The sequence below is a fragment of the Paenarthrobacter sp. 10N417 genome (assembly GCF_056394745.1).
In genome coordinates, this window is record NZ_JBFTIL010000024.1 from 1 (window position 1) to 24,506 (window position 24,506).

Sequence of the window (24,506 nt, forward strand, 5' to 3'; positions counted from 1 at the left end):
ACGAAATCGATGACGTCATCGCAGCGTTGGCCGACGGATCATTGTTCGTGGATCCCGTGATAACGCACGAGTTCGACCTCGCCCACGGCCTCGAGGCATTCGACGTAGCCAGGAACTCAGCCGAGTCCGGCAAAGTCCTGCTGAACTTCCAGACTTAGTTTTTCGCCACGGGTACGAACACGCGGGGCTGGTCATTCCAGCTGGGCGCCAGCTCCGCGATCGTTTGGCGCATAATTTTTCCGGCCGCATCTTTGGCCTGCTGACCGTCGCCGGCGTCGATGGCGTGGGCGACGTCAATGTGCCACTGCAGCGCCTGCTTCTGCGGGTGCTCAGGCATGAGTCCGTGCACTGTGCGTCCCGTCAGGGTCTCAGTCACCTGGCCAATCAGGTTGGCAAACATTTCGTTTCCGGAGCCGGACAGCACCAGCGCGTGGAACCGGATGTCGAGGTCAAGGAACCGTGGCATGTCTCCGGCGTCGCCGGCTTCCTTCATCGCCAGCGAAATATCCACGAGTTCCCGCCGCAGGGTTTCCGGAGCGTTCCCGGCTGCGAGTTCCGCAGCAACAGGCTCGACGGCGGAACGCAGCTCCGCGAGCGACCGCAGTTGGGCGCCACGACCCTCGCCAGCCAAGCGCCAGCGAATGACCAATGGATCAAAGGGATTCCAACGATGCGCCGGGAGGACGCGGATTCCGACACGCTTGATCGTCTCCACCAAACCCAGCGACTGCAGGACGCGGACGGCCTCCCGGACCACCGAGCGAGAAACGTTGAGCTCGTCTTCCAGATGTTCGGCCAGCATGACATGGCCGGTGGGAAGGGCGCCGCCCACAATCCGGGTTCCCAGATGCTCTACGGCGCGGTGGTGGAGGCTGGTTGACATAGAGGTAAGCATAGTGGGGCGAGGACAATCCGCGTGTAGCATCCGATGCCGCCTCCGCCGTGGGAGAGCCTGCGGAAGTCCCGCACATCATAGACTGTTTATGACGTGGCGCCGTTCCACAACGTGGGCGCCACTTTCCTGCTCATGGCTTAAATACGTATGGTTTATTACAGCCCCTGGTTTTGAAATCGCTTCCTGCGTGCCCCCAGGGGGGTAGGTGGGACTGTTTGCACACGATCGAATTGGAGTTTTGATGTCAGCACACATCGGTGTCACCGGCCTTGCGGTGATGGGCGCCAACCTGGCCCGCAACCTGGCCCGCAACGGCTTCACCGTGGCTCTCCACAACCGCTCCGTGGAAAAGACCGACGCCCTGCTGGAAAAGCACGGCACGGACGGCGACTTCATCCGCACGGAAACGCTGCAGGAACTCGTCGACTCCCTCGAAAAGCCCCGCCGTGTCCTCATCATGGTCAAGGCAGGCGCTCCCGTGGACAACGTCATTGAGCAGCTCGAACCGCTGCTCGAGGCCGGCGACATCATCATCGATGCCGGTAACTCGCACTACGAGGACACCCGCCGCCGCGAAGCCGCGCTGGCCAAGAAGGACCTGCACTTCGTTGGCGTCGGTGTTTCCGGTGGCGAAGAAGGCGCGTTGAACGGTCCTTCGATCATGCCCGGCGGCTCCCGTGAGTCCTACGACGCCCTTGGGCCCCTGCTGGAGAAGATTGCCGCAAAGGTCGACGGCGAACCGTGCTGCGCTTGGATCGGCACCGACGGTGCCGGCCACTTCGTCAAGATGGTCCACAACGGCATTGAATACGCCGACATGCAGGTCATCGGTGAAGCATTCGATCTCCTCCGCTCCGGTGCCGGCATTGAGCCGGCTGAGCAGTCCAAGATTTTCGCTGAGTGGAACAAGGGCGATCTGTCCTCCTTCCTGATCGAAATCTCCGCCGAAGTCCTGGGCCACGTCGATGCCAAGACGGGCAAGCCGTTCGTTGACGTGGTTGTGGATGCCGCAGGCCAGAAGGGCACCGGGCGTTGGACGGTTATCTCCGCTCTTGAACTAGGCTCCCCGGTGTCCGGCATTGCCGAGTCCGTGTTTGCCCGTGCACTGTCTTCCCAGGCAGAGCAGCGCAAGCTTGGCCAGGAACTCCTTGCCGGTGAGGAAGCCGCCGTCGAGATCCCCGAGACGTTCGTTGAGGACGTCCGCCAGGCACTGTACGCATCCAAGCTGGTGTCCTACGCCCAGGGCCTGGACATGCTGACCTCCGCTGCCAAGGAGTATGGCTGGGACCTCAAGCTGGACGAGATCGCCTCGCTGTGGCGTGCTGGCTGCATCATTCGTGCCGAACTGCTCAAGGACATCACCAAGGCTTACGCTGCCGAGGAGAAGCCTGCCAACCTCCTGTTCGCGCCGGCCTTCACCAAGGCCATCGCCGAGGCCCTCCCGGCCTGGCGCCGCGTTGTAGCCACCGCTGTCCAGCTGGGGATCCCGGTACCGGTCTTCTCCTCCTCGCTGGCGTACTACGACGGCCTGCGCCGCAAGCGCGTTGCCGCTGCGCTGATCCAGGGCCAGCGTGACCTCTTCGGTGCGCACACCTACGGCCGCGTTGATGCCGAAGGTACGTTCCACACGCTGTGGGGCGAAGACAAGTCCGAAATCTCGGCCGTCGACACCCACTAAGGTTCCACCGCAAGGCCGGTTCTTCCCCGATACGCTGGGAGGAGCCGGCCTTTGCCGTGCCGGAACGGGTACTGGGCCAGCGCGCGAGTGCCACGAGCCAAGGAGCCAGTGCCATGACCGACCGCGTCGCCTTTGTCACTGGAGCATCTACCGGCATTGGTTTCGAGACGGCGCGTGCCCTGAGGTCCGAAGGGTTCGTTGTCTACGCCGGCGCGCGTCGGGTGGAGAAGATGCATCCGCTTAAGGCACAGGGAATCACCGTCATGCACCTGGATGTCACCATCGAGGACTCCATGGCCTCAGCAGTCGCGCTTGTTGAGGCTGCACACGGGCACATAGACGTCCTCGTGAACAACGCCGGGTACGGCTCCTACGGCTCCCTGGAAGAGGTTCCCTTGGCCGAAGGCAGGCGCCAGTTCGAGGTGAACGTGATGGGTCTGGCAAGGATGACTCAACTCGTTATTCCAAGGATGCGGCAAGTGGGTTCTGGTCGGATCATCAACGTCTCGTCCATTGGAGGAAAGATCTACGAGCCCCTGGGCGCTTGGTACCACGGGACAAAATTCGCAGTGGAGGGGATGAGCGATTCTTTGAGGCTCGAGCTGAAGCCGCACGGCATCGACGTCGTCCTCATTGAGCCGGCCGGAACGGACACCGAATGGGGCACCATTGCCGGGGAAGGCCTGATATCCGCGTCGGGTAGAGGTCCATACAAAGGGCAGGCCCACGTCATGGCAGCAGCCTTGGCGTCAACATCCGGACAGCTGATATCAACGCCTCCGAGGGTAGTGGCCAGGGCAATAGTTCGCGCGTCAACGGCAAAACGCCCCAAGACCCGCTACCCGGTGGGTAGGGGAGCCTGGAGCGTCCTGGCCTTACGGAGGGTGCTTCCTGACCGCGTCTTCGACGCCGTCCTCTGGAACTCCTACAAGAGGTTTACCAGCTAGATCCGGTATTCGATGTAGTACTCAGCCGGGTCAACCGCCGGTTTGGTTTCGGATTTCGCGTCGCGGTGCCGCCATGTGGCAGGAATGCCGGTGATGATCGACTCCGGGGGAGCGTTCTTCACCACGACGGCGTTCGCGCCAATTGCGCTGTCTGCGCCGATCGTAATGGGACCCAGGACCTTGGCGCCGGCGCCGATGGTCACACGATCCCCGATGGTCGGATGGCGCTTGACCTTGGCAAGGGACCGGCCGCCGAGCGTCACACCGTGGTAGATCATCACGTCCTCGCCGATTTCAGCAGTTTCACCGATAACGACGCCCATGCCGTGGTCGATGAAGAAACGCCGGCCGATGGTTGCGCCGGGATGGATCTCGATGCCCGTCAGGAATCTCGCCAACTGGGAAATCAGGCGGGCGGGAAAGCGAAGGGCCGGGTTTTGCCACAGCTTGTGGGTCACGCGGTGTGCCCAGATGGCGTGCAGGCCGGAGTAGGCGAAAAAGTTCTCAAAAGAACCTCGAGCCGCCGGGTCATGTGACCGGGCGGCGTCGAGGTCTTCCTTAAGCCTTGCGAAGAAGCTCACAAAGACCTTTCTACAGGAAATGAATGCTTGCGGGCGAAGTGTTAGCCGCGGATATCGTCAAAGAGCACAGTGGAGATGTAACGCTCTCCGAAGTCCGGCACGATCACGACGATCAGCTTGCCCTTGTTCTCGGGACGCTTGGCGACTTCCAGTGCACCCCATACTGCGGCGCCGCCGGAGATGCCGGCGAGTACGCCTTCCTTGGAACCCAAGGCGCGGGCGGTGGCAACCGAGTCTTCAAGGGTAGCGTCGAGGACTTCGTCGTAGACGTTCGTGTCAAGGACCTCCGGAATGAAGTTGGCGCCCAGGCCCTGGATCTTGTGGGGACCAGGGCTGCCGCCATTAAGGATGGGGGAGTCCTTGGGCTCAACGGCAATGATCTGGACTTCGGGCTTGCGCTCCTTAAGGAGCTGCCCGACGCCGGTCACGGTACCGCCGGTACCGATGCCGCCAACAAAGATGTCTACTTCGCCATCTGTGTCAGCCCAGATTTCCTCGGCTGTTGTGTTGCGGTGGATCTCCGGGTTGGCCGGGTTGGCGAACTGCTGAGCCCAGATGGAGTTCTCTGTGTTGGCAACAATTTCCTGCGCCTTTTCAACGGCGCCGCGCATGCCTTCGGAACCGGGAGTCAGGACGATCTCTGCACCGTAAGCGCGAAGCATGACGCGACGTTCCGTGGACATGGTTTCAGGCATGGTCAGGATGACCTTGTAGCCGCGTGCGGCACCAACAAGGGCAAGCGCGATTCCGGTGTTACCGGAGGTGCCTTCCACAATAGTTCCGCCAGGCTTCAGGGCACCGGACTTTTCGGCGGCGTCAATGATGGCCACACCGATACGGTCCTTCACGCTGTTGGCCGGGTTGTAGAACTCAAGCTTGACCGCAACGGTGGCCTCAAGGCCTTCGGTCAGCCGGTTCAAACGGACCAGCGGAGTGCGGCCGACCAGCTGGGTGACGTCGTCGTAGATCCTTGCCATGAAGATTATGCCTATCTCTGAAGAGGGAATGCTGAGGTCAGCCTAACCAGCCGCATCGAAACCCTGCTAAGCAGTTAGCCATGCAGAGTAATATTTCCGCGCTTTGGCCAGCTTTGGATTGATGATGACCTGGCAATAGCCCTGGTACGGGAACTTGGCGTAATAGTTCTGATGGACTTCCTCTGCCTCATAGAACTCGGGTAGCCGGCTTACTTCCGTCACAATCGGATTGGCCCAGAGTGCTTGCGCGCGCTCGATGGCTTCTTCGAAGAGGATCTTTTCCTCCGTCGTGGTGTAGAACATCGACGAACGGTATTGGGTGCCTGTGTCGTAGCCCTGGCGGTTCAACGTGGTGGGGTCGTGCAACGCGAAGAACATGTCAAGAATGACCTCCTCCGGCACCACGGTTTCGTCGAATGTCACCGCAACCACCTCTGCATGACCGGTAGTTCCCGAGCAGACGTCGTAGTAGTCAGGGTTTCGGACATGGCCACCCGTATAGCCGGAAACTACCGAACTGACACCGCGGGTTTTCTGGTACACGGCATCAAGGCACCAGAAGCATCCACCACCAAGTACAAAAGTTTTCATGATCTCTTCAATGGATTGGAGGGCCTGATGATTCCCGCAATACCTTACGGGACAATAACGCCGCTGGGCAGGTACGGCAGCTACCAAAACTGCCCCATCGGGTCCAGTAGGTAAGAATAAGAGTATGGAAGCAGTAGACACCGCCATTTCTGATGCGGATTCCAGCGACGACGCCGGGACAGTGGAAGCAAGCGGGGACCCGACTCTTGGCCAGGTGTTGCTTGCTGTTGAGGAGCTCTGGCCAGAGTCCTTGGCTGAGGACTGGGACGAGGTAGGCCTCGTCGTTGGGCGCCCCAACACGCCAATCACCAAGATCCTGTTTGCCGTGGACCCTACATTGGCTGTGATCGATGAGGCCATTGAGTGGGGTGCAGGCCTTCTGATTACCCATCATCCTTTGCTGCTCAAAGGCGTGAACTCCGTCGCGGCCACCTCCGCGAAGGGCTTGGCCGTGCACCGGCTGATCGAAGCGGGCACCGGACTCCTGACCGTCCATACCAACGGTGACTCCGCCGTCGGGGGCGTATCGGACGTGTTGGCGGACGCCTTTGGCCTGGAGAATGTTGCTCCACTGACCCCTGCCGCCAATGGATTGCCCGAGGAAGGCATTGGTCGGGTTGGTGACCTTCCTGAGCTCATGACCCTGGGTGATTTCGCTGCCCGGGTCTTTGGGATGCTCCCCGCGGTGGCCGGAGGGGTTCGCGTGGCCGGCGACAAGGACGGTCTGCTGCGGCGCGTCGCCGTCTGTGGTGGTGCGGGCGACAGCTTGTTCGATGCCGTCAGGGCCAGCAATGCAGATGTCTATGTGACAGCAGACATGCGGCACCATCCGGCGTCGGAAGCGCGCGAAGGGGCGGTCAACGGCCGGCCGTACCTCATCGACGTCTCACACTTTGCCAGTGAATGGCTGTGGCTGCCCGTAGCCGCGGAAGCGCTCGGCAACGTACTGGGCGATCAGGGCTACGACGTCGAGATCCGCGTGAGCAGCACCAACAGCGATCCTTGGGACTTCATACTCACTCCCGGCGGGGACTAGAGTCTAGAAGATACGGACAATCCCAATAAACACGGGCCGTCCATCCGGAACTGATCCCCAGGGCCGGAAGCGATACAAGCGGAGGTAAGCGTGGCGAAAGCAGCACCGGCAGAACAACTGAAATTGCTTGAACTGCAGGGACTGGATGCCAAGCTCAAATCGTTGGCCGGCCGCCGGAAGGTGCTGGAAACAGATCCGCGGATAGCTGACCTTCAGGATGCACTGAATGTAGCCAATGGTGAACTGGGCGCTGCCAAGATGGCGGTGCACGACGCCGAAGCTGAACTGCGTCGTTCCGAAGCGGACGTGGAGCAGGTCGCCTCCCGCATCGAGCGTGACGAAGCCAGGCTCAACAGCGGAACCGGCCTCTCCAAGGACCTGGTGGCGCTTCAGAGTGACATCGCATCCCTTAACAAGCGGCGCTCCGACCTGGAGGACGTTGAGCTTGAAATCCTGGAGCGTTTGGACACCCTGCGCGAGCGCCAAGCCGCACAACAGACCATCGTGGATGACATCCAGGGTTCATTTGCCAGCATCCGCGCCGAACTGGATGAGGCAATTGCTGAGATCGCGGCCGAGGAAACCGTGGTCCGCGGGCAACGTGCCGCTTTCGCGGAGGCCCTGGACGCCGGAATGCTTGCAGTTTATGAGAAGACGATTGCCAAGCGTGGCGTCGGGGCTGCCCGGCTGTTCCACGGGAAGTCTGAGGGGTCCGGCATGATGCTCAGCCCCGGTGACCTGGCCGAAGTCAAGGCCGCTGCTGAAGACGACATCGTCTTCTGCCCGGATTCCGGTGTCATCCTGGTCCGTTCGGCGGAGTGGAACTGACAGCTTCAGTCAGCTCGTCAGGATGATATTCAGCGCGTGCGGCTTGCGGGCCGAACCCTCAACCAGTTCCGCGGTCCAAACTTCGCTGGCAGCCTTCAGTAACTGATCCGGAGTTGCTGGAGCCTTCCCGGGCCTGGTCACCAGGTGCCTGGCAAACTCACCCCGCGTGTGTTTGGCGAAGTGGCTGACCACCGTGCGCTTGCCGTTTGCCTCGTTGAAAACATTCACTGTGACGGTTTGCGCTGCTGGTGGAGCCCACGCAGCGGCATACGTGCTGGAACGGCAATCAACCAGCAATTCTCCTTCAGCCCGTTTGGCGAGGGCCGCATTCAGGTTCGGCTTCCAGAAGGAGGCGAGGCGTCCGACGTCGGGCAGTGCCGTTCCCATGGACAGCCGGTAAGCCGGCACATGGTCACCAAAACCGATGGCACCCCACAGTGCCGAAATCACCAAAATCGATTCGGTTGCCTTGCGGCGTTGAGTCGGCGTCATCGAATTGAAGCCGAGCGCGTCATACAGGACTCCCGAGTAGACCTGGTGGGCCGGCGCCGCCGGTTCCGCGTGCAGCCGGGTATTACGTTCGACGTCGTCCTTCAGCGAGGCACCGACGCCAAGCAACGCCAAGGCGTCCTCGTGCGCGCTGACGGTGCCCAACGATTCCAGGACCTTGGCGCGGTAAGGGTTGAGCTCCGGAAAGCTAAGCGACTCCCATTCGACGGCGGGGCCTTTGACGGCGGGGGTCTTGCCTTCGGAAGGCGGCAGCAGAATCAGCACCTGACGATATTACCGGTGACCGGGGCAACCCTCGACGCCGGTAGACTGTACGGCGGATGGGTTGACCAGGCGGTCGCGCGTCACGGAAGTGGCTCGAGGAACGTCCGGGCTCCGCAGAGCAGGGTGGTGGGTAACGCCCACTCGGGGTAACCCGCAGGCCAGTGCCACAGAGAACAGACCGCCTTCGCGTAATGGTGCTCGCATCAGCATGCGGCAGGTAAGGGTGAAACGGTGGTGTAAGAGACCACCAGCTCCCTGGGTGACCGGGGAGGCTAGGTAAACCCCACCCGGAGCAAGGCCAGACAGGACACGTTTGAGGGCTGCTCGCCCGAGTGTCCGGGTAGGCTGCTGGAGGGCGTCGGCAACGGCGTTCGTAGATGGATGGCCGCCACTCCTTTGCCGGCAACGGCAAGGGATGACAGAACCCGGCGTATCGGTCAACCCATCCACATTCGCCACTGAGGTCCCGGGCATATGACGTCCATTGTGACTGCCATGTGAGTGATTTCACGCCCCCCGGCACCCAAGAGGACGCCCTTCCGCCTTAGACTTGTTATGAACGTAGATGTTCTGCCGCCGGGACTGCGTTCGCAGCCGGCGGTCTTTTCTTTGCAATCGTTCAAGGCGCTGTGGGTGGACCGAAGCCCGGCCAGTGCCCGTGCCGCAGGATTACTCCGGGCGGCCGCCATCTGCATACGAGGACGTATGTGGTTGACCCAAGGAAGGTAGTTCTGTGAGCCAGACGTCAGATTCTTGTCTTGATAAGTGGATGGGCCGGGAGGCTCTCGCCGAGGCCATGATTCCGGTGATCGGCCGGTTGTACCGGGAAAACAACGTGGTCACGAGCATCCACGGCCGGAGCCTGATCAACAAGTCGACCATGAACATCCTGAAGGCCCACCGCTTTGCGCGCCGGATGAGCAACACCGAGCTGCTGCTCGAAGAAACCGCACCCCTGTTGAACGCTCTTGCTGAGCTGGAACTCGGTGCGGCTGCAATCGACATTGCCCGCCTTACGGAGAAGTTCCGCGTAGAGGGCCACGGCACCTCCTTGGATGAGTTCCTGCGGGCCGAGCTCGCCGAAATCGTCGGAAAGCGTGGCGCTGATGACCGCACCAGCACCGACGTCGTGCTTTATGGCTTTGGGCGCATCGGTCGCCTCCTGGCCCGCATCCTGATTGAAAAGGCCGGTGGTGGGCATGGCCTGCGGCTGCGTGCCATCGTTGTCCGCAAGGGCGCCGAGAACGACCTCGTCAAGCGTGCCAGCCTCCTGCGCCGCGACTCCGTACACGGTTCCTTTGAGGGAACCATCCGCGTGGACGAAGAAGCCAACACCATCACTGCCAACGGCGTTCAGGTCCAGGTCATCTACTCCGACAACCCCGCCACCGTGGACTACACCGCCTACGGCATCAAGGATGCCCTGGTAGTGGACAACACCGGACGCTGGCGCGATGCGGAGGGCCTGTCCCAGCACCTGCAGAGCAAGGGTGTTGCGCGCGTCCTGCTGACGGCTCCGGGCAAGGGCGATCTGAAGAACATCGTCCACGGAATCAACCAGTCCGACATCTCCGATGACGACAAGATCGTCACCGCTGCGTCGTGCACAACCAACGCCATTACTCCGGTACTGAAGGCCATCAACGACAAATTCGGTATCATCCACGGCCACGTTGAAACGGTGCACTCGTTCACGAACGACCAAAACCTGATCGACAACTTCCACAAGGGAGACCGCCGCGGCCGTTCGGCAGCCCTGAACATGGTTATCACGGAGACAGGCGCAGCCAAGGCTGTTGCCAAGGCGCTTCCGGAACTTCAGGGCAAGCTCACCGGTAACGCGATCCGCGTACCTACCCCGGATGTGTCCATGGCGATCCTGAACCTCAACCTTGCCAATGGCACCACACGCGATGAGGTCAACGACTACCTCCGCGAAATGTCGCTGCACTCGCCGTTGCGGAAGCAGATCGACTACATCGACTCGCCGGACGTTGTCTCCACCGACTTCGTTGGTTCCCGCCGCGCAGGCATCGTTGATGGTCTGGCCACTATTTCCAACGACAAGAACCTCGTGCTCTACGTTTGGTACGACAACGAATTCGGCTACTCCTGCCAGGTGGTCCGTGTCATGGAGGAAATGGCCGGCGTCAACCCGCCGTCCTTCCCTGCCCGCGACATCGTGGCTCCCATCGCAGTGCTTGAGGCAGCCAACGCCTAAGCCGGGAAGTATTCACGGGTTTCCCGGCTGTGTCACTGGCATCAGCCGGGAAACCTGACCAAAATGGGTTCATGGAAAATGAATCGACTTTGGAACACGAGACAACGCTGGAACACGCGTTGGACGTAGCACGGGCCAACCACAAGCAGGCACAGAAACTGCTGGACCAGGCCATCGCAGCAAACGCTGCGGGGGACGTCAGCGACGAACGCGTCCAGCAATTGCGTACGCTGCTGGAGGTGGCTGCGGAAGACCTGCAACGCGTTATGCGTGAGCAGTAACCCGGGGAAGAACCCCACCACTGCAGTGTGACTTCTCCTACACACTGTGGATATCGGCTCTGACTGTCGGTGCCGTGTCCTACGCTCGAAGGACACCACCCTCCCCGACTGGACGGAGCCCCTTGAGTATCACCTGGTCTGCCTACAAACGCGCGCGCAGACGATCACGCCAAGCCTGGGCCATTCTAGGATTAGTGGCCGCCACCCTCGTGGCAGGACTGTCTTGGTTCTTCACCACCGGCCAGTTCAACGCGGCTGAGCCTTGGGTCTCCGGCCCCACTGATGCGCCGGTATTTAACCCGGCTTGGATGAAACCCATTTCCGGCATCGAGGCTGTTCCCGCGGAGAAGGCAAGCACCGCACTGGCACAGTTGGAAGTTAAGGGACGGGCATCCCAGGAAGACTATGAGCGAACCGCATTCGGCCAGGCGTGGCTGGATGCCGATCGAAACGGATGCGATACCAGGAACGACATCCTGCGCAGGGACCTGTCGTCGGTGGAGTTCACTAGTGGTTCCTCATGCAAGGTTGCCACTGGAGAGTTTCACGAACCCTACACGGGCGCCCACGTGACCTTCCGTCGGGGCCAGGACACCAGCGCTGATGTTCAGATTGACCACATTGTCGCCCTCGCCGACGCATGGCAGAAGGGTGCCAAGCAATTAACGGTGCAGCAGCGTCAAAGGCTGGCAAATGATCCCTTGAACCTGATTGCAGCTGATGGGCCCGAGAATGTGAAGAAGGGCGCAGGCGACGCCGCCACCTGGCTCCCGCCGAACAAGAACTTCCGGTGTCACTACGTAGCACGGCAGATCTCCGTCAAGGCAGCCTACAAGCTCTGGGTCACACAGGCGGAGAAGGACGCCATGATGCGCGTCCTTTCTTCTTGCCCCGATCAGCAGACCATTTACAGCGTCAGGTGACCGTGTCCCAGTTGCCAGGTACCGCCGTCGTCGATTCTCTCAAGGACTATGCGCTGGAGCGAAGTTTCCCGGGGTAGTTTGTCCAGGTTCTCGAGCCCCCGCTGCCTAAACGTGAAGTACACGGCATCAGTGGGGGCATCGGTGCACCGATCCAGCGTGAAACGGCGGGCGAAGGATGCGATGTTGCTATTGGGAAGCCGTTCAACCAAGTAGGGATCCAGCATCCAGGACTCGCACGTGGCCACAGTGGCCGGCTTGTCCGGAAAGTAGTGGGGAAAAAACGAGCGCGCCTCGTCAAAGCTGGCGTCTACCAGCGAGGGGGAGAGGCCGCCATCCTCGGGAATGTGGACACCCAGGACCCAATCGGATGCGTACGCGAGGCTGCCCCCTGGCCCGTCGTCAGGCCCGCTCCGGATCAAATGGAATTGCAATCGGCCGAGCCGGAACAGATTGCCTGCCATATGTAACGTCAGCCAGCTCCAGGTGTCCAAGCCGAAATGTCCATGCACGCGGCGGTTGATGCGGAGCTGAAGTCCCACGTCAGCCAGGGCGGCTGCCGACACGTCGGCGCCGATTCCCAACTCCAGATGGTATGCGTGGACCCTGGGTGCGAAGCGGAGCAGAGCTTCGATCCAGACGGTCTCGCCCAGCTCATGGGGAGAAATACTGTCAGCTGGAAAAGTGCCAAGCCGTTGCTGCAGCAGTTCCAATGCGTCCAAGACGTGGCCGCTGGGGTTTCTGTCCAAGAGCGCGGCGCATTCCATGGCGTCCTCGCCGGCAACGTCCAGGAGCTGAAACAATTCTGCATGGCGTTCTTGGTTCATCGGATCAGTGTCCGAACGGGTCCGGGTCGACGCCAGGCATCCATGTCAATCCGGGAACGCCCCAACCGTTCTTCTTGGCCTGCTTCATGGCCTTCCTGGCATATCGGTCCACAAGGCGGTTGATGTAAAGCTTGCCGTCCAAATGGTCGTACTCGTGTTGCATCACTCGAGCGAACCAGCCCGTAGCTTCGAAGTCCACCGGGTTTCCGTCAGCGTCAAAGCCTTGGACGCGGGCCCACTCAGCGCGCTGCAGAGGATAGTGCTCTCCGGGGAACGACAGGCACCCCTCAATGTGCTCTTCCGGGTCCGGGAGGGCTCCTGAGATCTTTGAGAGGGTCAAGACGGGATTGACCAGAACGCCTTGCTCAGGCGCGTCGTCGTCATTGGCGTACTTATACACAAAGATGCGCTTGCCGACTCCCACCTGGGGTGCGGCGAGGCCCACTCCGTTCGCGGCATCATTGGTTTCGAACATGTCCGCGATGAGTTTTCGGAGCTCGTCATCGAATACTTCGACTTCACTTGCCCGACGGTGCAAAACGGGTTCGCCCCAAATGGTCACAGGGAGGACGGTCATGTCAGCTCTTCCTTAGTCGATCGCTGTGTTCCGGAAGCAACCCGTGGGACTGCAGGCGGGCCAAAACAAAACAAAGGCCGCACCGGATAACCGGTGCGGCCTTTGTGGAAACCGGCTTTTGAGCCAATCTCGGCGGGGTGAGCGACGGGGGTTGAACCCGCGACCTCCTGGACCACAACCAGGCGCTCTGCCAACTGAGCTACGCCCACCATGCGCCTTTTTCGGTAAGTCCGTATGACCGGCATTCCGTGAAGGCAACGACAAATAGCTTACCTGCTGTTTTGGGGTGAAAAGTCCACTTTTGCCGGTTTCGACGAAAAAACCTTCAAAAATGGCGCAGATCACATAGTTTCTGTTGCACCCAGAGTCTCAGCAGTGGCTGTGATGTCTTTGGAGATGCGCTGGGCGGTAGCAGTGTCAGGGCCCGGGGCAGGTACAAAAACAGCTTGCCTGTAGTAGCGGAGCTCGTCGATGGAATCCTTGATGTCCCCCAGTGCGCGATGTCCGCCATGCTTGGCCGGCGACTGGAAGTAGGCCCGCGGGAACCAGCGGCGCGAGAGTTCCTTGATGGTACTGACATCGATGACGCGATAGTGGAGGTGCTCCACAATGTTCGGCATGTCCCTGGCCAGGAACATCCTGTCCGTGCCCACCGAGTTGCCTCCCAGGGGGGCCTTGCGGGGGTCCGGAACCCACTTCTCGATGTACTCAAGCACCTGCGCCTCAGCTTCGGCCATCGTCTTGCCGTGGGGGAGTTCGTCAAGGAGTTTGGAGCGGGTGTGCATGTCGCGAACGAAGTCGTTCATTTGCTCCAGCGCTGCGTCGTCGGGCTTTATGACGACGTCCACGCCATCGCCCAGGATGTTGAGCTCGGAGTCCGTCACGAGCGCCGCCACTTCGATCAGGGCGTCGTTCTTGAGGTCCAGGCCGGTCATTTCGCAGTCAATCCAGACGATGCGTTCATTAGTAATAGGCACGCGCCTAGCCTATCCTTCAGGCGGTTCCAAGTGCTCCGATGGTAGGATTTTTGAGCACGGCAGTGTCCTTTCTTCCTGTCGTGGACAGCCCCCAGAGATTCAGATTTCTGTCCCGGAACGCAACGGGCAAACGATTGGATGAAGACCACATGACGGTGCCTGTACCCGCCGCCCAGAAGGCAGGGAAAGAAGCGCCGCCTGCGGATGCTGCTGCCAGCGAAGTGGATAACGCCAGGTCCCCGCTGATCGCCGGTTTCATAGGTTCGATGTTCCTTGTCTTTGGCTCGCTGGGCGTTGGCTGGCTCGCGCCGGTTTCTGAACTTCGGCGGCTTCCGCTTTTCATCTGGATGCGTACCGAAGGTGTGGGCGTCGGGCTGTCCATTGTCCTGTTGGCTGTTGGTGGCATGCTGCTTGTCCGGGCTTGGCTGCGGCTGGGACAGCGGGTCCGGGTATGGGGACTCCAAGCCCGCAAGGCCACCTTGCAGGCTGTGGTGGCCTGGGGGTTGCCCATGATGTTCACTGTCCCGCTGTTCAGCAGGGATGTCTACGCCTACATCGGGCAGGGCAGACTCATGGTTGAGGGAATGAATCCCTATGAGAATGGGATTTCCGCCCTACCGAACTACTTCCAATTGGGTGCCGACAAGATGTGGACGGAAGCGCCTGTTCCCTATGGTCAGTTGTTCCTTTGGATCGAACAATTCGTTGTTTGGGTGACCAACGTCCAGCCTGAGGCCTGCATCATGCTGTTCAGGCTGGTGGCAGTTGCGGGCGTCATACTTTGCATCATCTACGTACCCAAGCTGGCAGAACTCCACGGCGTCAATCCGCACCGCGCACTATGGTTGACAGCCGCCAACCCCCTCTTTCTCACCAATTTCATTGCCAGTGTCCATAATGACGCACTCATGATTGGTCTGGCCTTGGCAGGCCTGTACTACTGCGCCACCCGCCGGGTGGTCCTGGGCTTGGTGCTGGTGACACTCTCCATTTCGGTCAAGCCAATTACGGTGGTCTTCCTGCCCTTTATTGGCTTGCTCTGGGCGGGCAAGGGTGCGTCATGGCCGCGCAAGATCCTTTTCTGGTTCCTGACAGCCGCCCTGACCTTCGGCCTCCTGTACGCCATGAGCCTGGTCAACGGGTTTGGGTTTGGATGGGTGAAGGGTCTGTCTGCCCCCGGGAGCGTCTGGATCTGGTACGCACCCATCGGCTTGATAGGCCTGGTTGTCGCGTCGATCTTCAACGTCTTTGGACTTGACGGCTGGGGCATGGCCAAGTGGGTTTACGACGCCGGCAAAGTGCTGATGGTGGGAGCCATTGCCTGGCAGGTCTTCCGGGGAGAACACGATCGCCTCATGCGCCGGCTCACCCTTGCCTTTGCGGCGATCGTCTTGTTGGCCCCGATGATCCAGTCCTGGTACGTGGTGTGGCTGATTCCGTTGTTTGCGGTAACAGGTATACGCAATGACTGGCAGGTAAAGGCGGTCTACTTCGTGGTGTCGTTCTTCATGGTCTACGCCATCTCAGACCAACTGGATGTGTTTCCCTATCTTCAAAGCGAGGATCTCGGCCTTGCCCTGACCTTGGCGCGGAACGCGGCAGCCATCATTGCGCTCCTGTTTGCCGTTTATTTGATCTTCGTTGATCCGAAGACAAAGAGCCTTTTCCGCAAGCGCGACGAGCCGGGCCTGCGCCCGATCATCTGAGGAATCGGGCGAGCGTCTTGAGGGCTCCTGTTCCAATGCTTAATGCGACGACAGAAGCCGTACCGCCTCACGTGTGGAGAGAGGGCTCAGTGCTGGAGCATTCTCTGCCGCAAACGCCCTGACCCACTCCGGGTTTGTCTTGCTGTACTCACGCAAGGCCCATCCGATGGCCTTGCGGATGAAGAACTCCTTGTCGGCAAGGTTGGGTTTGATGACAGCCGCCAGCAGTCCCGGGTCCGTTAGGCCCTTGGCTGCCAATTGCGCAGTAATGGACGCCCTTCGGATCCACATGTCCTGGTCAGTGGACCATTGGAGCAATAGCGGCGTCATGGTGGACCTGTGGGCAAGCAGGAGGCCGCAGAGGCGGTGGGCCACCCCGTCGACGAGGTCCCACCACGCGCCGGTGCGAATTATTTCCTCATAGACCGGCAGCATGCCAAGGTCTTCCTTGACCAACGGCAGGCCCGTCAATTCAATGGCTGCATATCGTTCTTCGCGCGCCTGGGCATTCCGCCATAAATCATGAACGGCCTCGCGAAGGCTGGCGGGTGAAGAGATGGGAAACTGCTTCGCTGCCACCTTGACGATCCTGCGAACTTCAGGCACCCGGATACCCCAGGACGGCATGTCCGACTTCATATATGCCTGGGCTCCCCGGGCTCGCTCAGCGTCCCCCGCGGAGCGAAGTGTTGACCGGATGGCCTCAAGTAAGTCCTTGTTCTCCATGCCCCAACTCTATGACCGGCCGTCGTGGGAAGTATCCAGTCGGGAACTCCTCCTTATTCTCCACGCCATGCAGCCACCTGCCCCACGTAGAGTGGGTCCAATGGCCAGCGGATCCCACGATGATCCAGAACAGCGAATGTCCCTGAACAGCGAATGACCCTGAACAGCAAATGCTCCCGCCCAGCAAAACCGGAGGAATCCCATGTCCATGCTTAAGACACCGGACCAGATCTCGATGATGCGTGAGGCCGGCAGGGTGGTGGCCAACGCCTTGGCAGCAGTCAGGGAGCATGCCGATGTCGGCGTTTCCCTCAAGGAACTGGATGAGGTTGCTGCGGACGTCATTTCAGGCGCTGGGGCCAAACCGGCCTTCCTGGATTACCATCCGCGGTGGGCAGCGCTCCCGTTTCCCGGGGTGATCTGTGCCAGCGTGAATGACGCTGTGGTGCATGGAATACCAGATGGCTACGTCCTCCAGGACGGGGACCTCCTAAGTGTGGATTGCGGCGCCTTCCTTGAAGGCTGGTGTGGAGATGCTGCCATCAGCTTCATCGTGGGGACGGCAGATCCAGCGGACCAGGCACTGATCGATGCCACAGACGCTGCACTCGCCCGGGGTATCGAAGCTGCCCGGGTGGGCAACAAGATGGGCGACCTCGCCTATGCAATCGGCGGTGAGGCCAAACGTGCTGGATATGGTTTGTTGGCCGATCACGGTGGCCACGGTATCGGCCGGACAATGCACGCCGAACCGCCCGTTCCCAACATCGGCAGGCCGGGCAGGGGCATCAAACTTCAAGAAGGGCTGGTCATTGCCATCGAACCAATGCTCATCCTTGGAGGTAAGGACGACTATTACCACGATGACGATGAGTGGACTCTGCGCTCCTCCAGCGGAAACAGGGCCGCGCATAGCGAACACACCGTGGCGATCACCGCCGATGGGCCCATGATCCTGACCTTGCCGTAGCTGCCTCGATGGCGCGGTTCCACAGCGCACGAGCCGACCGCCTGACCGCCCCGGAATCCCAGTACGCCTGGCTCTGGGTCCTCGTCAAAGCGTGTCCGCAGGAGCTCCTTGAGTTCGCTGGGTGCCATGGATCTGAACTCCTTGCCGGGGAGGGCGAACCAGCGGCACCAGCACCGGGATGGCTCGCCCTTGACCCCGAATAACTCCTCCAAGGCCTCCCAGGATGCAGGAGCGGTCTCCAGCCGGGGAGCTGCTGCGTCGTATGCCATGGACCCAGAATAATCTCCACCCGCGGGGCTGGTCCCACGAGTTTCATCGCGGTCCCCGACGCGGAAGTTCAAGCCCCGGCACCCACCAACTCACCTGTGGTGGTGTTTACCACCAGCGGACCGGTACCGTCCGGGTCATCGACGTCGACTGTTTCTGTCTCCTCCTCCGGGGGCGCTTGTTCGTTGTCGCCGGACTCCCACTCAATCCCCGGATCTCCAAGCTTCCCGGCTGCCTCGCCGGACGGGTTCGAGTCAGCTGGAGCCGACGTCCCGTTCATCCGGGTGAAGTTCGCAGAGCCCCACATGAGATCGTGCCCGACTGATTCCGCGTCGACTTCTGCCACATGGTAGATCCTGCCCTCGTGTTCCCACTGCCGCAGGCGTAGCTTTCCGACGACGATGACGCGTTGACCCTTCTTCACGCTGCAGCCGACATGGCCGGCCAAGTAGCGAAACGACTGCACGGTGTACCAGTTGGTATTGCCGTCCACCCATGTATTGCTGGCCCGGTCGTAGCGGCGTTCAGTTGTCCCAAGACGAAATGAAGCAGTGGACGTACCCCGCGTAGTGGTAGAACTCTTGACCTCCGAGGCTACGAAGCCTCGAAGAGTAATGGTGTCATTCATGGTGGTCCTTCTGGATGTAGGAAAGTGCCCGTCCGGCCCTCTTAGCTTCATCCACACAACCCGCGCAGGGGAGTACGGTATGTGCCTATGTGAATAACTACCGAACGAAGGCCTGTTGTGGAGGAGAAGTACCCATAGGCGTGGGCTGACAGGCTGGAGGTCGAATGCACTGTAAACTCTTTGTGGCGCCAGCGGCTTAGGCTGGTATTGGCGCCAGTGCGCCCCAGTAGCTCAGGGGATAGAGCAGCGGCCTTCTAATCCGCCGGTCGGGGGTTCGATTCCCTCCTGGGGCACAGGAAATCCCCCGGAACCTGCAGGGTTCCGGGGGATTTATTCTTTCACTGCCTGGCTCCTGGCCTGCGACTCAAGAAATTTGGGGCTGTGACTCAAGAAATTCCTTGAGGTTCTGAAGAACCGTGCGCCATGTCGCTGCGGAATGCTCCACTTCTTCTTCGCTCTTGTTGTTGCCCTGCGCAATCGTGACTGATGTTCCTTCATCCGCATCGTCGAGTCGGTATTCGACCGTGTGATAGTTCCCGGGGGAATCGGGAAGTCCTGACGCAGGACTGTAGTGAGTGGTCTTCAAGAGCTGTAGGGGTTCGAAGGCCAGGATGACGCCCTTGTCCTCGTATGCTTTGCCGTTGTACTCGCCGGAGTACGTGATTGGGTCGCCGACCTTCCACGACGTTTCGACATTGGTCCCGAGGAAGTATTGCTTGATGAGGCCAGGATCCGTCAGGGCCTTCCATACCTGCTCGCGCCGGGCGGCCACCGTGATCGAGGCCTCGGCATTGGGAACTTTTCCTTCCATGATTTCTCCTTCCTGCGGCCCACCCGTCCCGGCGAGCCAGCACTTGGCCCACGCTACGCCCGCCTGCAGCCCGTGGGAATGGCAGAATGGCTATGTGATGAGCAGGGGAACCAGGGTGGAGCAGCCGAGTCGTGCAAGAAATTTTCAGTTGAACGGTAAGGCTGTCGGGACGGCTCTGGTCATTGTTGCTGCGCTGGCGCTGCCTGCATGTGCCGCATCCCCCAAAACACCCACGGCAGGCACCCCTTCTTCAAGCCCCGCGTCCCAACAGCCCGGCGGCGGAACGACTATGGACCCCGCAGTCGTGACCACGAGCACGGCTGTGGAGGCGGCACTTAAGAAAATCGTGGCTGCCAACCCCAAGCCGGATACGGAATCCGTTCGAGCAGCTTTGGTATCGGCTGGCATTCCCAAAGCCAATGTAGAAGTGTCCGTCAGCCGGACGCCCACTGGTCTTGATGTCGATGCGTTGGAAGCTGCGGCGCTGGCAGGCGATAGTTGCGTCATGGGCCAGATCCGGGATGGAGGCGTCGTGATGAGCGTTCTGCCGGTACTTGCCACGGGGAAATGCTTCGTGGGCAGCGTTCGCTAGGAGCACCGCCCCAAGGAGCTGCTGGCAGGGGCCCAATCGCACCGAATGTGAGATCTGTCCGCCTACCCACTAGATTTAAGGGCATGGCGGAATTCATTTACACGATGACCAAGGCTCGCAAGGCCGTTGGCGACAAACTTATTTTGGACGATGTCAGCATGTCGTTCTACCCTGGCGCGAAGATTGGCGTCGTGGGCCCGAACGGTGCTGGCAAGTCCACCATCCTGAAGATCATGGCCGGGCTGGACACTCCTTCAAACGGCGAGGCCCGCCTGAGCCCCGGGTATACCGTGGGCATCCTCTTGCAGGAACCGCCGCTGAATGAGGAAAAGACTGTCCTTGGCAACGTCCAGGAAGGCGTTGGCGAGATCTACGGCAAGATCCAGCGTTTCAACGAGATCTCCGAAGAGATGGCCAACCCGGATGCGGATTACGACACTCTCCTGGATGAGATGGGCAAGCTGCAGGAAGCCATTGACGCTGCCGATGCCTGGGATATCGATTCCCAGCTCGAGCAGGCCATGGACGCATTGCGATGCCCGCCGGCTGATTCCGATGTCACCGTCCTCTCCGGTGGTGAGCGCCGCCGCGTAGCGCTGTGCAAGCTTCTGCTCCAGAAGCCGGACCTTCTGCTCCTTGACGAGCCCACAAACCACTTGGACGCCGAGAGCGTTCTGTGGCTTGAGCAGCACCTCTCCCAGTACCCCGGTGCCGTCCTTGCCGTGACTCACGACCGGTACTTCCTGGATCACGTGGCTGAGTGGATCGCAGAAGTGGACCGCGGCCACCTTTACCCGTACGAAGGTAACTACTCCACCTACCTGGAGAAGAAGAAGGCCCGCCTTGAGGTCCAAGGTAAGAAGGACGCAAAGCTGTCCAAGCGCCTTACCGAAGAACTTGAATGGGTGCGCTCCAACGCCAAGGGCCGTCAGACCAAGTCAAAGGCCCGTCTTGCCCGCTATGAAGAAATGGCTGCAGAGGCCGAGCGCACCCGCAAGCTCGACTTCGAAGAGATCCAGATTCCGCCGGGCCCGCGCCTGGGTTCCGTGGTTATCGAGGCGAAGAACCTGAAGAAGGGCTTCGACGATCGTGTCCTGATCGAGGACCTCTCCTTCTCACTGCCCCGGAACGGCATTGTCGGCGTCATCGGCCCGAACGGTGTGGGCAAGTCCACCTTGTTCAAGACCATCGTTGGCATGGAGCCCCTGGACGATGGTGAGCTCAAGATCGGCGAGTCCGTGAAGATCTCCTACGTGGACCAGTCCCGTGGCGGCATCGATCCCAATAAGTCTCTCTGGGAAGTTGTTTCCGAAGGCCATGACTACATTCAGGTCGGGCAGGTCGAAATGCCTTCACGTGCCTACGTTTCAGCGTTTGGCTTCAAGGGACCGGACCAGCAGAAGAAGGCTGGTGTCCTCTCCGGTGGTGAGCGCAACCGCCTCAACCTTGCCTTGACCCTTAAGCAGGGTGGCAACCTCCTGCTCCTTGACGAGCCCACTAACGACCTCGACGTCGAAACCCTGAGCAGCTTGGAAAATGCCCTGCTCGAGTTCCCTGGCTGCGCCGTGGTGGTCTCCCACGACCGTTGGTTCCTGGACAGGGTAGCAACCCACATCCTCGCCTATGAAGGTGACGACGAGAACCCCTCCAAGTGGTACTGGTTCGAAGGTAACTTCGACTCCTATGAGGAGAACAAGGTGGAGCGCCTCGGCGCTGATGCGGCAAAGCCGCACCGCGTGACGCACCGCCGTCTGACCCGCGACTAACGGGTAGCCACAGACACAAAAAGAGGCCGGTCCCACCAGGGGCCGGCCTCTTTGCTTTAACACCTGCGCTTTAACCTTCCAGCGCACCAACTGCCTACGGAATCCTGACCATCCCCTCCTGTGCCACGGTCGCGACGTGCACGCCTTCGCGGTTGAATATCCGGCCGGTAGCCAAACCACGTGCCCCTTGGGCGCTGGGGGACTCCTGGACGTACAGCATCCACTCGTCCACCCGGACGGGCCGGTGCCACCACATGGCGTGATCGAGACTTGCGACGCTCATACCCGGTGTCATCCAGGCGAGGCCGTGTTTGCGGAGAATGGGCTCCAACAAGGTGTAGTCGCTGGCGTATGCCAACGCGGCCAAGTGCAGCTTGGGATCGTCGGGCAAGGGGCCCATGGTTTTCATCCAGACGGCATTGGTGGCCACGTGCTCGTTGGGCGGTGACACGTAAAGTGCGGGGTCGATGTGGCGGACGTCGAACGGCCGCTCCGAGGACATATGCCGTGCCAACGGGTGGTCGAATTGAGCCAGCAACTCAGCCGTGCTGGGCAAGGATTCGGGGTCCGGAATGCCTTCGGGCATTGTCGCTTGATGGTCCAGGCCTTCATCTTGAACCTGGAACGAGGCAATCATGGAAAGGATGGGGACACCGTCCTGATATGCATGAACGCGCCGCGCCGAGAAGGACCGACCGTCACGCAACCGTTCCACACCGAAGGTGATGGGCTTATTGGCGTCACCGGGACGCAGGAAATAGCCGTGCATGGAGTGCGCCACCCGGTCAGGTTCCACGGTTCGCATGCCAGCCATCATGGATTGGGCTAGAACCTGGCCGCCGAAGACACGATGCCGGGGCTGTTTTTGGGAAGGTCCAAGGAAGATGTCCTCATTGGTCCGGGCTCCGTCGAAGTCACCCAGGTCCAACAGGCCAATCAGGACTTCCGTCGGATCTTCGGCGGGTGCCTCAACCTTGAGGCCAGCGTTCGTGTCAGTCATGGTTCGACTCTAGACGGCCCCCGGACCCCTCTCAACCGCGGACATGCCGGTAGAGTCGATGCTGTGACAGACCTCTTGACCCAGTCCTTCCGCTTTGCCGATCCCAGCGACCTTGTTGACCTGCGGACGTACGTCACGCGTGCCAAGAGCATCGATGACGGTGCCATCCGCCTGCAGGCCGCAGGCCAGGTATTGGCCGCGTACGTGTGTGTGCTCAGGCCACGCATCCTGGGCGAATCGACTCCCACAATCCTTGGGTTACGGACTATGGCACTTGCAGAACCCGCGCAGGCCGATGTCACGGTGACGCTCGCCTCCGTCATGGACCGTCTTGCCCGCTCAGGTGCCGACGACGTCGAGTTGCCCATTCCGCCGTCGACGGTTTCGGAGTCCTGGGCTGGCGTCGGCGCGCCGAGGAGCGGTTGGGAAGTCCTGGGGAAGGTGCTCGACGCCGACCTGAAGTCAGCAGCGGAGGCCGGCATTGCCGAGGTGGCTGGCGTGGTGCCCACTGCCGCCGGAGCTGCCGTTGTGAATACCGCCCGGGCCGCCGTGTGGGGACGGGAGCTACCCGGCCTCAGTGACCTGCCTGCCGGTGCGGCCTTCGCTGCATTCGCCTTGGGATTCCTGGGAGCGGGCGAACAGCAGTTGTTCCGCAATGGACGGTGGTTCCGCTTAAGTGGTCCTCGTGGCCATGTACTGGTCCGCACGGGCGCAGGCTTGGGCCTGGGCTTCTAGCCTCAGACGACCAGAAGCAGACGACCAGGAGCAGACGACCAGGTTCAGACGGCCGAGGGGCTGTTCACCATGGTCAGTGCAGCGCGTTCCATGTAGTCCCAAAGGGTTCCCTCGTGAAGGGGCGACAACCCCAGCGAGTCCACTGCTGTCCGCATGTGGAAGAGCCAGCGGTCCTTCGCTTCGGGAGTGACGCGGAAGGGCATGTGGCGCATCCGCAGGCGCGGATGGCCGCGCTCCTCACTGTAGGTAGTTGGACCGCCCCAATACTGTTCAAGGAACATGAGGAAGCGCCGTTTGGCCGGTTCCAGGTCTTCTTCGGGGTACATGGGCCGCAGGAGCGGATCCTGCGCCACGCCGTCGTAGAAGACGTCAATCAGCTTCACGAAAGTATCGTGCCCGCCCACAGCTGCATAAAAGCTGTCGGTGTAGGCAGGTTGGCTGAAGGGATCGTTCTGCATCAGCTGGCGTCGTGGACCAGCCTGGGGGTTCGTGTCACTCACTGGCCTTCTCCTCAGCCTTCTTGGCAGCATCATTGTCGTCGGTTTCCGGCGACTCCAACGGAACGTAGTCTCCCTGCGAGCGGTTGCCCACGCGCAGGATTTCACCGTTTCGCAGATACCAGATGGCTCCGTCTTCAGCGCGGACCCGCGTAATGCGCAGGCCCACTGATTCAACGGTACCAATCACTTCGCTGGTGACGATCACATCGCCTATTCCGTACTGGTCTTCGATGGTGATGAAGATACCGGCGAGGAAGTCACGGATCAGCTGCTGTGCACCGAAACCGATAGCGACACCCAGTATTCCCACGCTTGTCAGCAGGGGCGCGACGTCCACGTTCATGAACTTGAGGACGTAAATGATCACGATCACCACAACGACGACGCTCACGAGGCTTGTCAGCAAAGTGCCGATGGTTTCGGCGCGCTGTGATCGGCGTTCGTGGTCCAGCGCGCGGATTGCGGGTTGTACCCATTTGAAGTGGGGCTTCTTGAAGAAGGAACTGCCCGCGGACACTCGCCGCGTGATGCGCAGGATGATGAATCGCGCCACGATCCACACCAGCAGGCCCACGCCCAAGGTGATGAGGATCGAAACGAAGTCGATTTTCTCCGGTTCGATGGTGATGGTTTCCGCCAGGGGGATGGAGGTCAAGGTGGAATAACTCCTTGTGGTCGGCCCGTGTTCGCCGGGC

27 protein-coding genes, 2 tRNA genes, 1 other RNA gene and 1 pseudogene are annotated in these 24,506 nt (G+C 60.7%); 16 read left to right on the forward strand and 15 right to left on the reverse strand.

What is annotated here, in order from left to right; all coding sequences use genetic code 11:
• A pseudogene (locus AC1DCM_RS22370) lies at nucleotides 1-158 on the forward strand (L-idonate 5-dehydrogenase); the annotation flags it as partial.
• Here AC1DCM_RS22370 and AC1DCM_RS22375 read toward each other — a convergent pair.
• On the reverse strand, nucleotides 155-883 hold the full coding sequence (locus AC1DCM_RS22375) for a FadR/GntR family transcriptional regulator (protein WP_442006180.1): 729 nt from the start codon (nucleotides 881-883) through the stop codon (nucleotides 155-157). The pseudogene AC1DCM_RS22370 and the gene AC1DCM_RS22375 sit on opposite strands and share 4 nt — an antisense overlap.
• A gap of 253 nt (nucleotides 884-1,136) precedes the next feature.
• Here AC1DCM_RS22375 and gndA point away from each other — a divergent pair, with 253 nt between their 5' ends.
• Nucleotides 1,137-2,573, forward strand: coding sequence for an NADP-dependent phosphogluconate dehydrogenase (gndA, locus tag AC1DCM_RS22380; RefSeq protein WP_442018382.1), 1,437 nt, complete (start codon nucleotides 1,137-1,139; stop codon nucleotides 2,571-2,573).
• A 113-nt stretch (nucleotides 2,574-2,686) separates the two neighbouring features.
• Nucleotides 2,687-3,520, forward strand: a complete 834-nt coding sequence (locus AC1DCM_RS22385; RefSeq protein WP_477519767.1) for an oxidoreductase — start codon at nucleotides 2,687-2,689, stop codon at nucleotides 3,518-3,520.
• Here the strand turns inward: AC1DCM_RS22385 and epsC are convergent.
• The 3 genes from epsC to msrA all read right to left on the reverse strand — a co-directional run bounded on the left by epsC (nucleotide 3,517) and on the right by msrA (nucleotide 5,669).
• On the reverse strand, nucleotides 3,517-4,101 hold the full coding sequence (epsC, locus tag AC1DCM_RS22390; RefSeq protein ID WP_223933212.1) for a serine O-acetyltransferase EpsC: 585 nt from the start codon (nucleotides 4,099-4,101) through the stop codon (nucleotides 3,517-3,519). The two genes, AC1DCM_RS22385 and epsC, sit on opposite strands and share 4 nt — an antisense overlap.
• Nucleotides 4,102-4,142: 41 nt before the next feature.
• Complete coding sequence (gene cysK, locus AC1DCM_RS22395; protein WP_442006176.1) at nucleotides 4,143-5,078, reverse strand: cysteine synthase A; 936 nt, start codon at nucleotides 5,076-5,078, stop codon at nucleotides 4,143-4,145.
• Between the two features lie 66 nt (nucleotides 5,079-5,144).
• On the reverse strand, nucleotides 5,145-5,669 hold the full coding sequence (msrA, locus tag AC1DCM_RS22400) for a peptide-methionine (S)-S-oxide reductase MsrA (RefSeq protein ID WP_216925449.1): 525 nt from the start codon (nucleotides 5,667-5,669) through the stop codon (nucleotides 5,145-5,147).
• 124 nt (nucleotides 5,670-5,793) lie between these two features.
• Between msrA and AC1DCM_RS22405 the strand changes: the two genes are divergently transcribed.
• Nucleotides 5,794-6,705 (forward strand): Nif3-like dinuclear metal center hexameric protein, encoded by a 912-nt coding sequence (locus AC1DCM_RS22405; protein WP_442018385.1) that lies wholly within the window; start codon nucleotides 5,794-5,796, stop codon nucleotides 6,703-6,705.
• Between the two features lie 90 nt (nucleotides 6,706-6,795).
• A complete protein-coding gene (locus AC1DCM_RS22410) occupies nucleotides 6,796-7,533 on the forward strand; it encodes a zinc ribbon domain-containing protein (RefSeq protein WP_477519768.1) in 738 nt (245 codons plus the stop codon).
• A gap of 9 nt (nucleotides 7,534-7,542) precedes the next feature.
• On the opposite strand, the gene AC1DCM_RS22415 is transcribed toward AC1DCM_RS22410, so the two are convergent.
• Nucleotides 7,543-8,307, reverse strand: coding sequence for a YaaA family protein (locus AC1DCM_RS22415; protein WP_477519769.1), 765 nt, complete (start codon nucleotides 8,305-8,307; stop codon nucleotides 7,543-7,545).
• A 57-nt stretch (nucleotides 8,308-8,364) separates the two neighbouring features.
• Between AC1DCM_RS22415 and rnpB the strand changes: the two genes are divergently transcribed.
• From rnpB to AC1DCM_RS22435, 4 genes are all read left to right on the forward strand, one after another.
• An RNA gene (gene rnpB, locus AC1DCM_RS22420) (RNase P RNA component class A) lies at nucleotides 8,365-8,756 on the forward strand.
• A gap of 284 nt (nucleotides 8,757-9,040) precedes the next feature.
• Nucleotides 9,041-10,528 (forward strand): glyceraldehyde-3-phosphate dehydrogenase, encoded by a 1,488-nt coding sequence (locus AC1DCM_RS22425; RefSeq protein WP_442006171.1) that lies wholly within the window; start codon nucleotides 9,041-9,043, stop codon nucleotides 10,526-10,528.
• Between the two features lie 71 nt (nucleotides 10,529-10,599).
• Nucleotides 10,600-10,809 carry a hypothetical protein gene (locus AC1DCM_RS22430; RefSeq protein WP_224090731.1) on the forward strand — a complete coding sequence of 70 codons (210 nt, stop codon included), beginning with the start codon at nucleotides 10,600-10,602 and terminating at the stop codon, nucleotides 10,807-10,809.
• A 122-nt stretch (nucleotides 10,810-10,931) separates the two neighbouring features.
• Nucleotides 10,932-11,732, forward strand: coding sequence for an HNH endonuclease family protein (locus tag AC1DCM_RS22435; protein WP_477519770.1), 801 nt, complete (start codon nucleotides 10,932-10,934; stop codon nucleotides 11,730-11,732).
• Here AC1DCM_RS22435 and AC1DCM_RS22440 read toward each other — a convergent pair.
• The 4 genes from AC1DCM_RS22440 to orn all read right to left on the reverse strand — a co-directional run bounded on the left by AC1DCM_RS22440 (nucleotide 11,717) and on the right by orn (nucleotide 14,110).
• Nucleotides 11,717-12,556, reverse strand: a complete 840-nt coding sequence (locus AC1DCM_RS22440; protein ID WP_477519771.1) for an acyltransferase domain-containing protein — start codon at nucleotides 12,554-12,556, stop codon at nucleotides 11,717-11,719. The two genes, AC1DCM_RS22435 and AC1DCM_RS22440, sit on opposite strands and share 16 nt — an antisense overlap.
• Nucleotides 12,557-12,560: 4 nt before the next feature.
• A complete protein-coding gene (gene def / locus AC1DCM_RS22445; protein WP_477519772.1) occupies nucleotides 12,561-13,133 on the reverse strand; it encodes a peptide deformylase in 573 nt (190 codons plus the stop codon).
• Nucleotides 13,134-13,269: 136 nt separating this feature from the next.
• A tRNA-His gene (locus tag AC1DCM_RS22450) sits at nucleotides 13,270-13,342 on the reverse strand.
• A gap of 132 nt (nucleotides 13,343-13,474) precedes the next feature.
• Nucleotides 13,475-14,110 carry an oligoribonuclease gene (gene orn / locus AC1DCM_RS22455; RefSeq protein ID WP_477519773.1) on the reverse strand — a complete coding sequence of 212 codons (636 nt, stop codon included), beginning with the start codon at nucleotides 14,108-14,110 and terminating at the stop codon, nucleotides 13,475-13,477.
• A gap of 149 nt (nucleotides 14,111-14,259) precedes the next feature.
• On the opposite strand from orn, the gene mptB reads away from it, so the two are divergent.
• Nucleotides 14,260-15,816 (forward strand): polyprenol phosphomannose-dependent alpha 1,6 mannosyltransferase MptB, encoded by a 1,557-nt coding sequence (gene mptB / locus AC1DCM_RS22460; RefSeq protein WP_477519774.1) that lies wholly within the window; start codon nucleotides 14,260-14,262, stop codon nucleotides 15,814-15,816.
• A gap of 39 nt (nucleotides 15,817-15,855) precedes the next feature.
• Here the strand turns inward: mptB and AC1DCM_RS22465 are convergent, their stop codons facing one another.
• Nucleotides 15,856-16,542 (reverse strand): DNA alkylation repair protein, encoded by a 687-nt coding sequence (locus tag AC1DCM_RS22465; protein WP_477519775.1) that lies wholly within the window; start codon nucleotides 16,540-16,542, stop codon nucleotides 15,856-15,858.
• A 202-nt stretch (nucleotides 16,543-16,744) separates the two neighbouring features.
• Here AC1DCM_RS22465 and map point away from each other — a divergent pair, with 202 nt between their 5' ends.
• Both map and AC1DCM_RS22475 read left to right on the forward strand, forming a co-directional pair.
• Entirely contained in the window at nucleotides 16,745-17,512 is a 768-nt protein-coding gene (gene map / locus AC1DCM_RS22470; RefSeq protein ID WP_477519776.1) for a type I methionyl aminopeptidase, read from the forward strand.
• 8 nt (nucleotides 17,513-17,520) lie between these two features.
• Nucleotides 17,521-17,715: a hypothetical protein gene (locus tag AC1DCM_RS22475; protein ID WP_477519777.1), complete on the forward strand. Its 195-nt coding sequence runs from the start codon at nucleotides 17,521-17,523 to the stop codon at nucleotides 17,713-17,715.
• A gap of 134 nt (nucleotides 17,716-17,849) precedes the next feature.
• Here the strand turns inward: AC1DCM_RS22475 and AC1DCM_RS22480 are convergent, their stop codons facing one another.
• A complete protein-coding gene (locus AC1DCM_RS22480) occupies nucleotides 17,850-18,407 on the reverse strand; it encodes a single-stranded DNA-binding protein (protein WP_442006163.1) in 558 nt (185 codons plus the stop codon).
• 220 nt (nucleotides 18,408-18,627) lie between these two features.
• On the opposite strand from AC1DCM_RS22480, the gene AC1DCM_RS22485 reads away from it, so the two are divergent.
• Nucleotides 18,628-18,700 (forward strand) — tRNA-Arg (locus tag AC1DCM_RS22485).
• A 71-nt stretch (nucleotides 18,701-18,771) separates the two neighbouring features.
• Here the strand turns inward: AC1DCM_RS22485 and AC1DCM_RS22490 are convergent.
• Nucleotides 18,772-19,218, reverse strand: a complete 447-nt coding sequence (locus AC1DCM_RS22490) for an SRPBCC family protein (protein WP_442018392.1) — start codon at nucleotides 19,216-19,218, stop codon at nucleotides 18,772-18,774.
• 148 nt (nucleotides 19,219-19,366) lie between these two features.
• Here AC1DCM_RS22490 and AC1DCM_RS22495 point away from each other — a divergent pair, with 148 nt between their 5' ends.
• Together AC1DCM_RS22495 and ettA are read left to right on the forward strand one after the other, a co-directional pair.
• Nucleotides 19,367-19,810, forward strand: coding sequence for a DUF6993 domain-containing protein (locus tag AC1DCM_RS22495; protein ID WP_442018393.1), 444 nt, complete (start codon nucleotides 19,367-19,369; stop codon nucleotides 19,808-19,810).
• Nucleotides 19,811-19,893: 83 nt separating this feature from the next.
• Nucleotides 19,894-21,576 carry an energy-dependent translational throttle protein EttA gene (gene ettA, locus AC1DCM_RS22500; protein WP_224164549.1) on the forward strand — a complete coding sequence of 561 codons (1,683 nt, stop codon included), beginning with the start codon at nucleotides 19,894-19,896 and terminating at the stop codon, nucleotides 21,574-21,576.
• 94 nt (nucleotides 21,577-21,670) lie between these two features.
• Here the strand turns inward: ettA and AC1DCM_RS22505 are convergent, their stop codons facing one another.
• On the reverse strand, nucleotides 21,671-22,576 hold the full coding sequence (locus AC1DCM_RS22505) for an acyl-CoA thioesterase (protein ID WP_477519778.1): 906 nt from the start codon (nucleotides 22,574-22,576) through the stop codon (nucleotides 21,671-21,673).
• Nucleotides 22,577-22,639: 63 nt separating this feature from the next.
• Here AC1DCM_RS22505 and AC1DCM_RS22510 point away from each other — a divergent pair, with 63 nt between their 5' ends.
• Nucleotides 22,640-23,311: a DUF8185 domain-containing protein gene (locus AC1DCM_RS22510; protein ID WP_442006159.1), complete on the forward strand. Its 672-nt coding sequence runs from the start codon at nucleotides 22,640-22,642 to the stop codon at nucleotides 23,309-23,311.
• 44 nt (nucleotides 23,312-23,355) lie between these two features.
• Here the strand turns inward: AC1DCM_RS22510 and AC1DCM_RS22515 are convergent, their stop codons facing one another.
• Entirely contained in the window at nucleotides 23,356-23,769 is a 414-nt protein-coding gene (locus AC1DCM_RS22515) for a globin (RefSeq protein WP_223949302.1), read from the reverse strand.
• A 34-nt stretch (nucleotides 23,770-23,803) separates the two neighbouring features.
• Nucleotides 23,804-24,466, reverse strand: a complete 663-nt coding sequence (locus tag AC1DCM_RS22520) for a mechanosensitive ion channel family protein (RefSeq protein WP_309929868.1) — start codon at nucleotides 24,464-24,466, stop codon at nucleotides 23,804-23,806.
• Between the last annotated feature and the right edge of the window lie 40 nt (nucleotides 24,467-24,506).

What these genes read in the sequence shown, in the direction of transcription:
- cysK (WP_442006176.1), bottom strand. Translation starts at nt 5,078, where the DNA reads ATGGCAAGGATCTACGACGACGTCACCCAGCTGGTCGGCCGCACTCCG.
- ettA (WP_224164549.1), top strand. Translation starts at nt 19,894, where the DNA reads ATGGCGGAATTCATTTACACGATGACCAAGGCTCGCAAGGCCGTTGGC.
- AC1DCM_RS22375 (WP_442006180.1), bottom strand. Translation starts at nt 883, where the DNA reads ATGTCAACCAGCCTCCACCACCGCGCCGTAGAGCATCTGGGAACCCGG.
- AC1DCM_RS22475 (WP_477519777.1), top strand. Translation starts at nt 17,521, where the DNA reads ATGGCGCGGTTCCACAGCGCACGAGCCGACCGCCTGACCGCCCCGGAA.
- msrA (WP_216925449.1), bottom strand. Translation starts at nt 5,669, where the DNA reads ATGAAAACTTTTGTACTTGGTGGTGGATGCTTCTGGTGCCTTGATGCC.
- AC1DCM_RS22405 (WP_442018385.1), top strand. Translation starts at nt 5,794, where the DNA reads ATGGAAGCAGTAGACACCGCCATTTCTGATGCGGATTCCAGCGACGAC.
- AC1DCM_RS22515 (WP_223949302.1), bottom strand. Translation starts at nt 23,769, where the DNA reads ATGCAGAACGATCCCTTCAGCCAACCTGCCTACACCGACAGCTTTTAT.
- AC1DCM_RS22430 (WP_224090731.1), top strand. Translation starts at nt 10,600, where the DNA reads ATGGAAAATGAATCGACTTTGGAACACGAGACAACGCTGGAACACGCG.
- gndA (WP_442018382.1), top strand. Translation starts at nt 1,137, where the DNA reads ATGTCAGCACACATCGGTGTCACCGGCCTTGCGGTGATGGGCGCCAAC.
- def (WP_477519772.1), bottom strand. Translation starts at nt 13,133, where the DNA reads ATGACCGTCCTCCCTGTGACCATTTGGGGCGAACCCGTTTTGCACCGT.
- mptB (WP_477519774.1), top strand. Translation starts at nt 14,260, where the DNA reads ATGACGGTGCCTGTACCCGCCGCCCAGAAGGCAGGGAAAGAAGCGCCG.
- AC1DCM_RS22480 (WP_442006163.1), bottom strand. Translation starts at nt 18,407, where the DNA reads ATGAATGACACCATTACTCTTCGAGGCTTCGTAGCCTCGGAGGTCAAG.
- AC1DCM_RS22385 (WP_477519767.1), top strand. Translation starts at nt 2,687, where the DNA reads ATGACCGACCGCGTCGCCTTTGTCACTGGAGCATCTACCGGCATTGGT.
- map (WP_477519776.1), top strand. Translation starts at nt 16,745, where the DNA reads ATGTCCATGCTTAAGACACCGGACCAGATCTCGATGATGCGTGAGGCC.
- AC1DCM_RS22490 (WP_442018392.1), bottom strand. Translation starts at nt 19,218, where the DNA reads ATGGAAGGAAAAGTTCCCAATGCCGAGGCCTCGATCACGGTGGCCGCC.
- AC1DCM_RS22440 (WP_477519771.1), bottom strand. Translation starts at nt 12,556, where the DNA reads ATGAACCAAGAACGCCATGCAGAATTGTTTCAGCTCCTGGACGTTGCC.
- AC1DCM_RS22465 (WP_477519775.1), bottom strand. Translation starts at nt 16,542, where the DNA reads ATGGAGAACAAGGACTTACTTGAGGCCATCCGGTCAACACTTCGCTCC.
- AC1DCM_RS22505 (WP_477519778.1), bottom strand. Translation starts at nt 22,576, where the DNA reads ATGACTGACACGAACGCTGGCCTCAAGGTTGAGGCACCCGCCGAAGAT.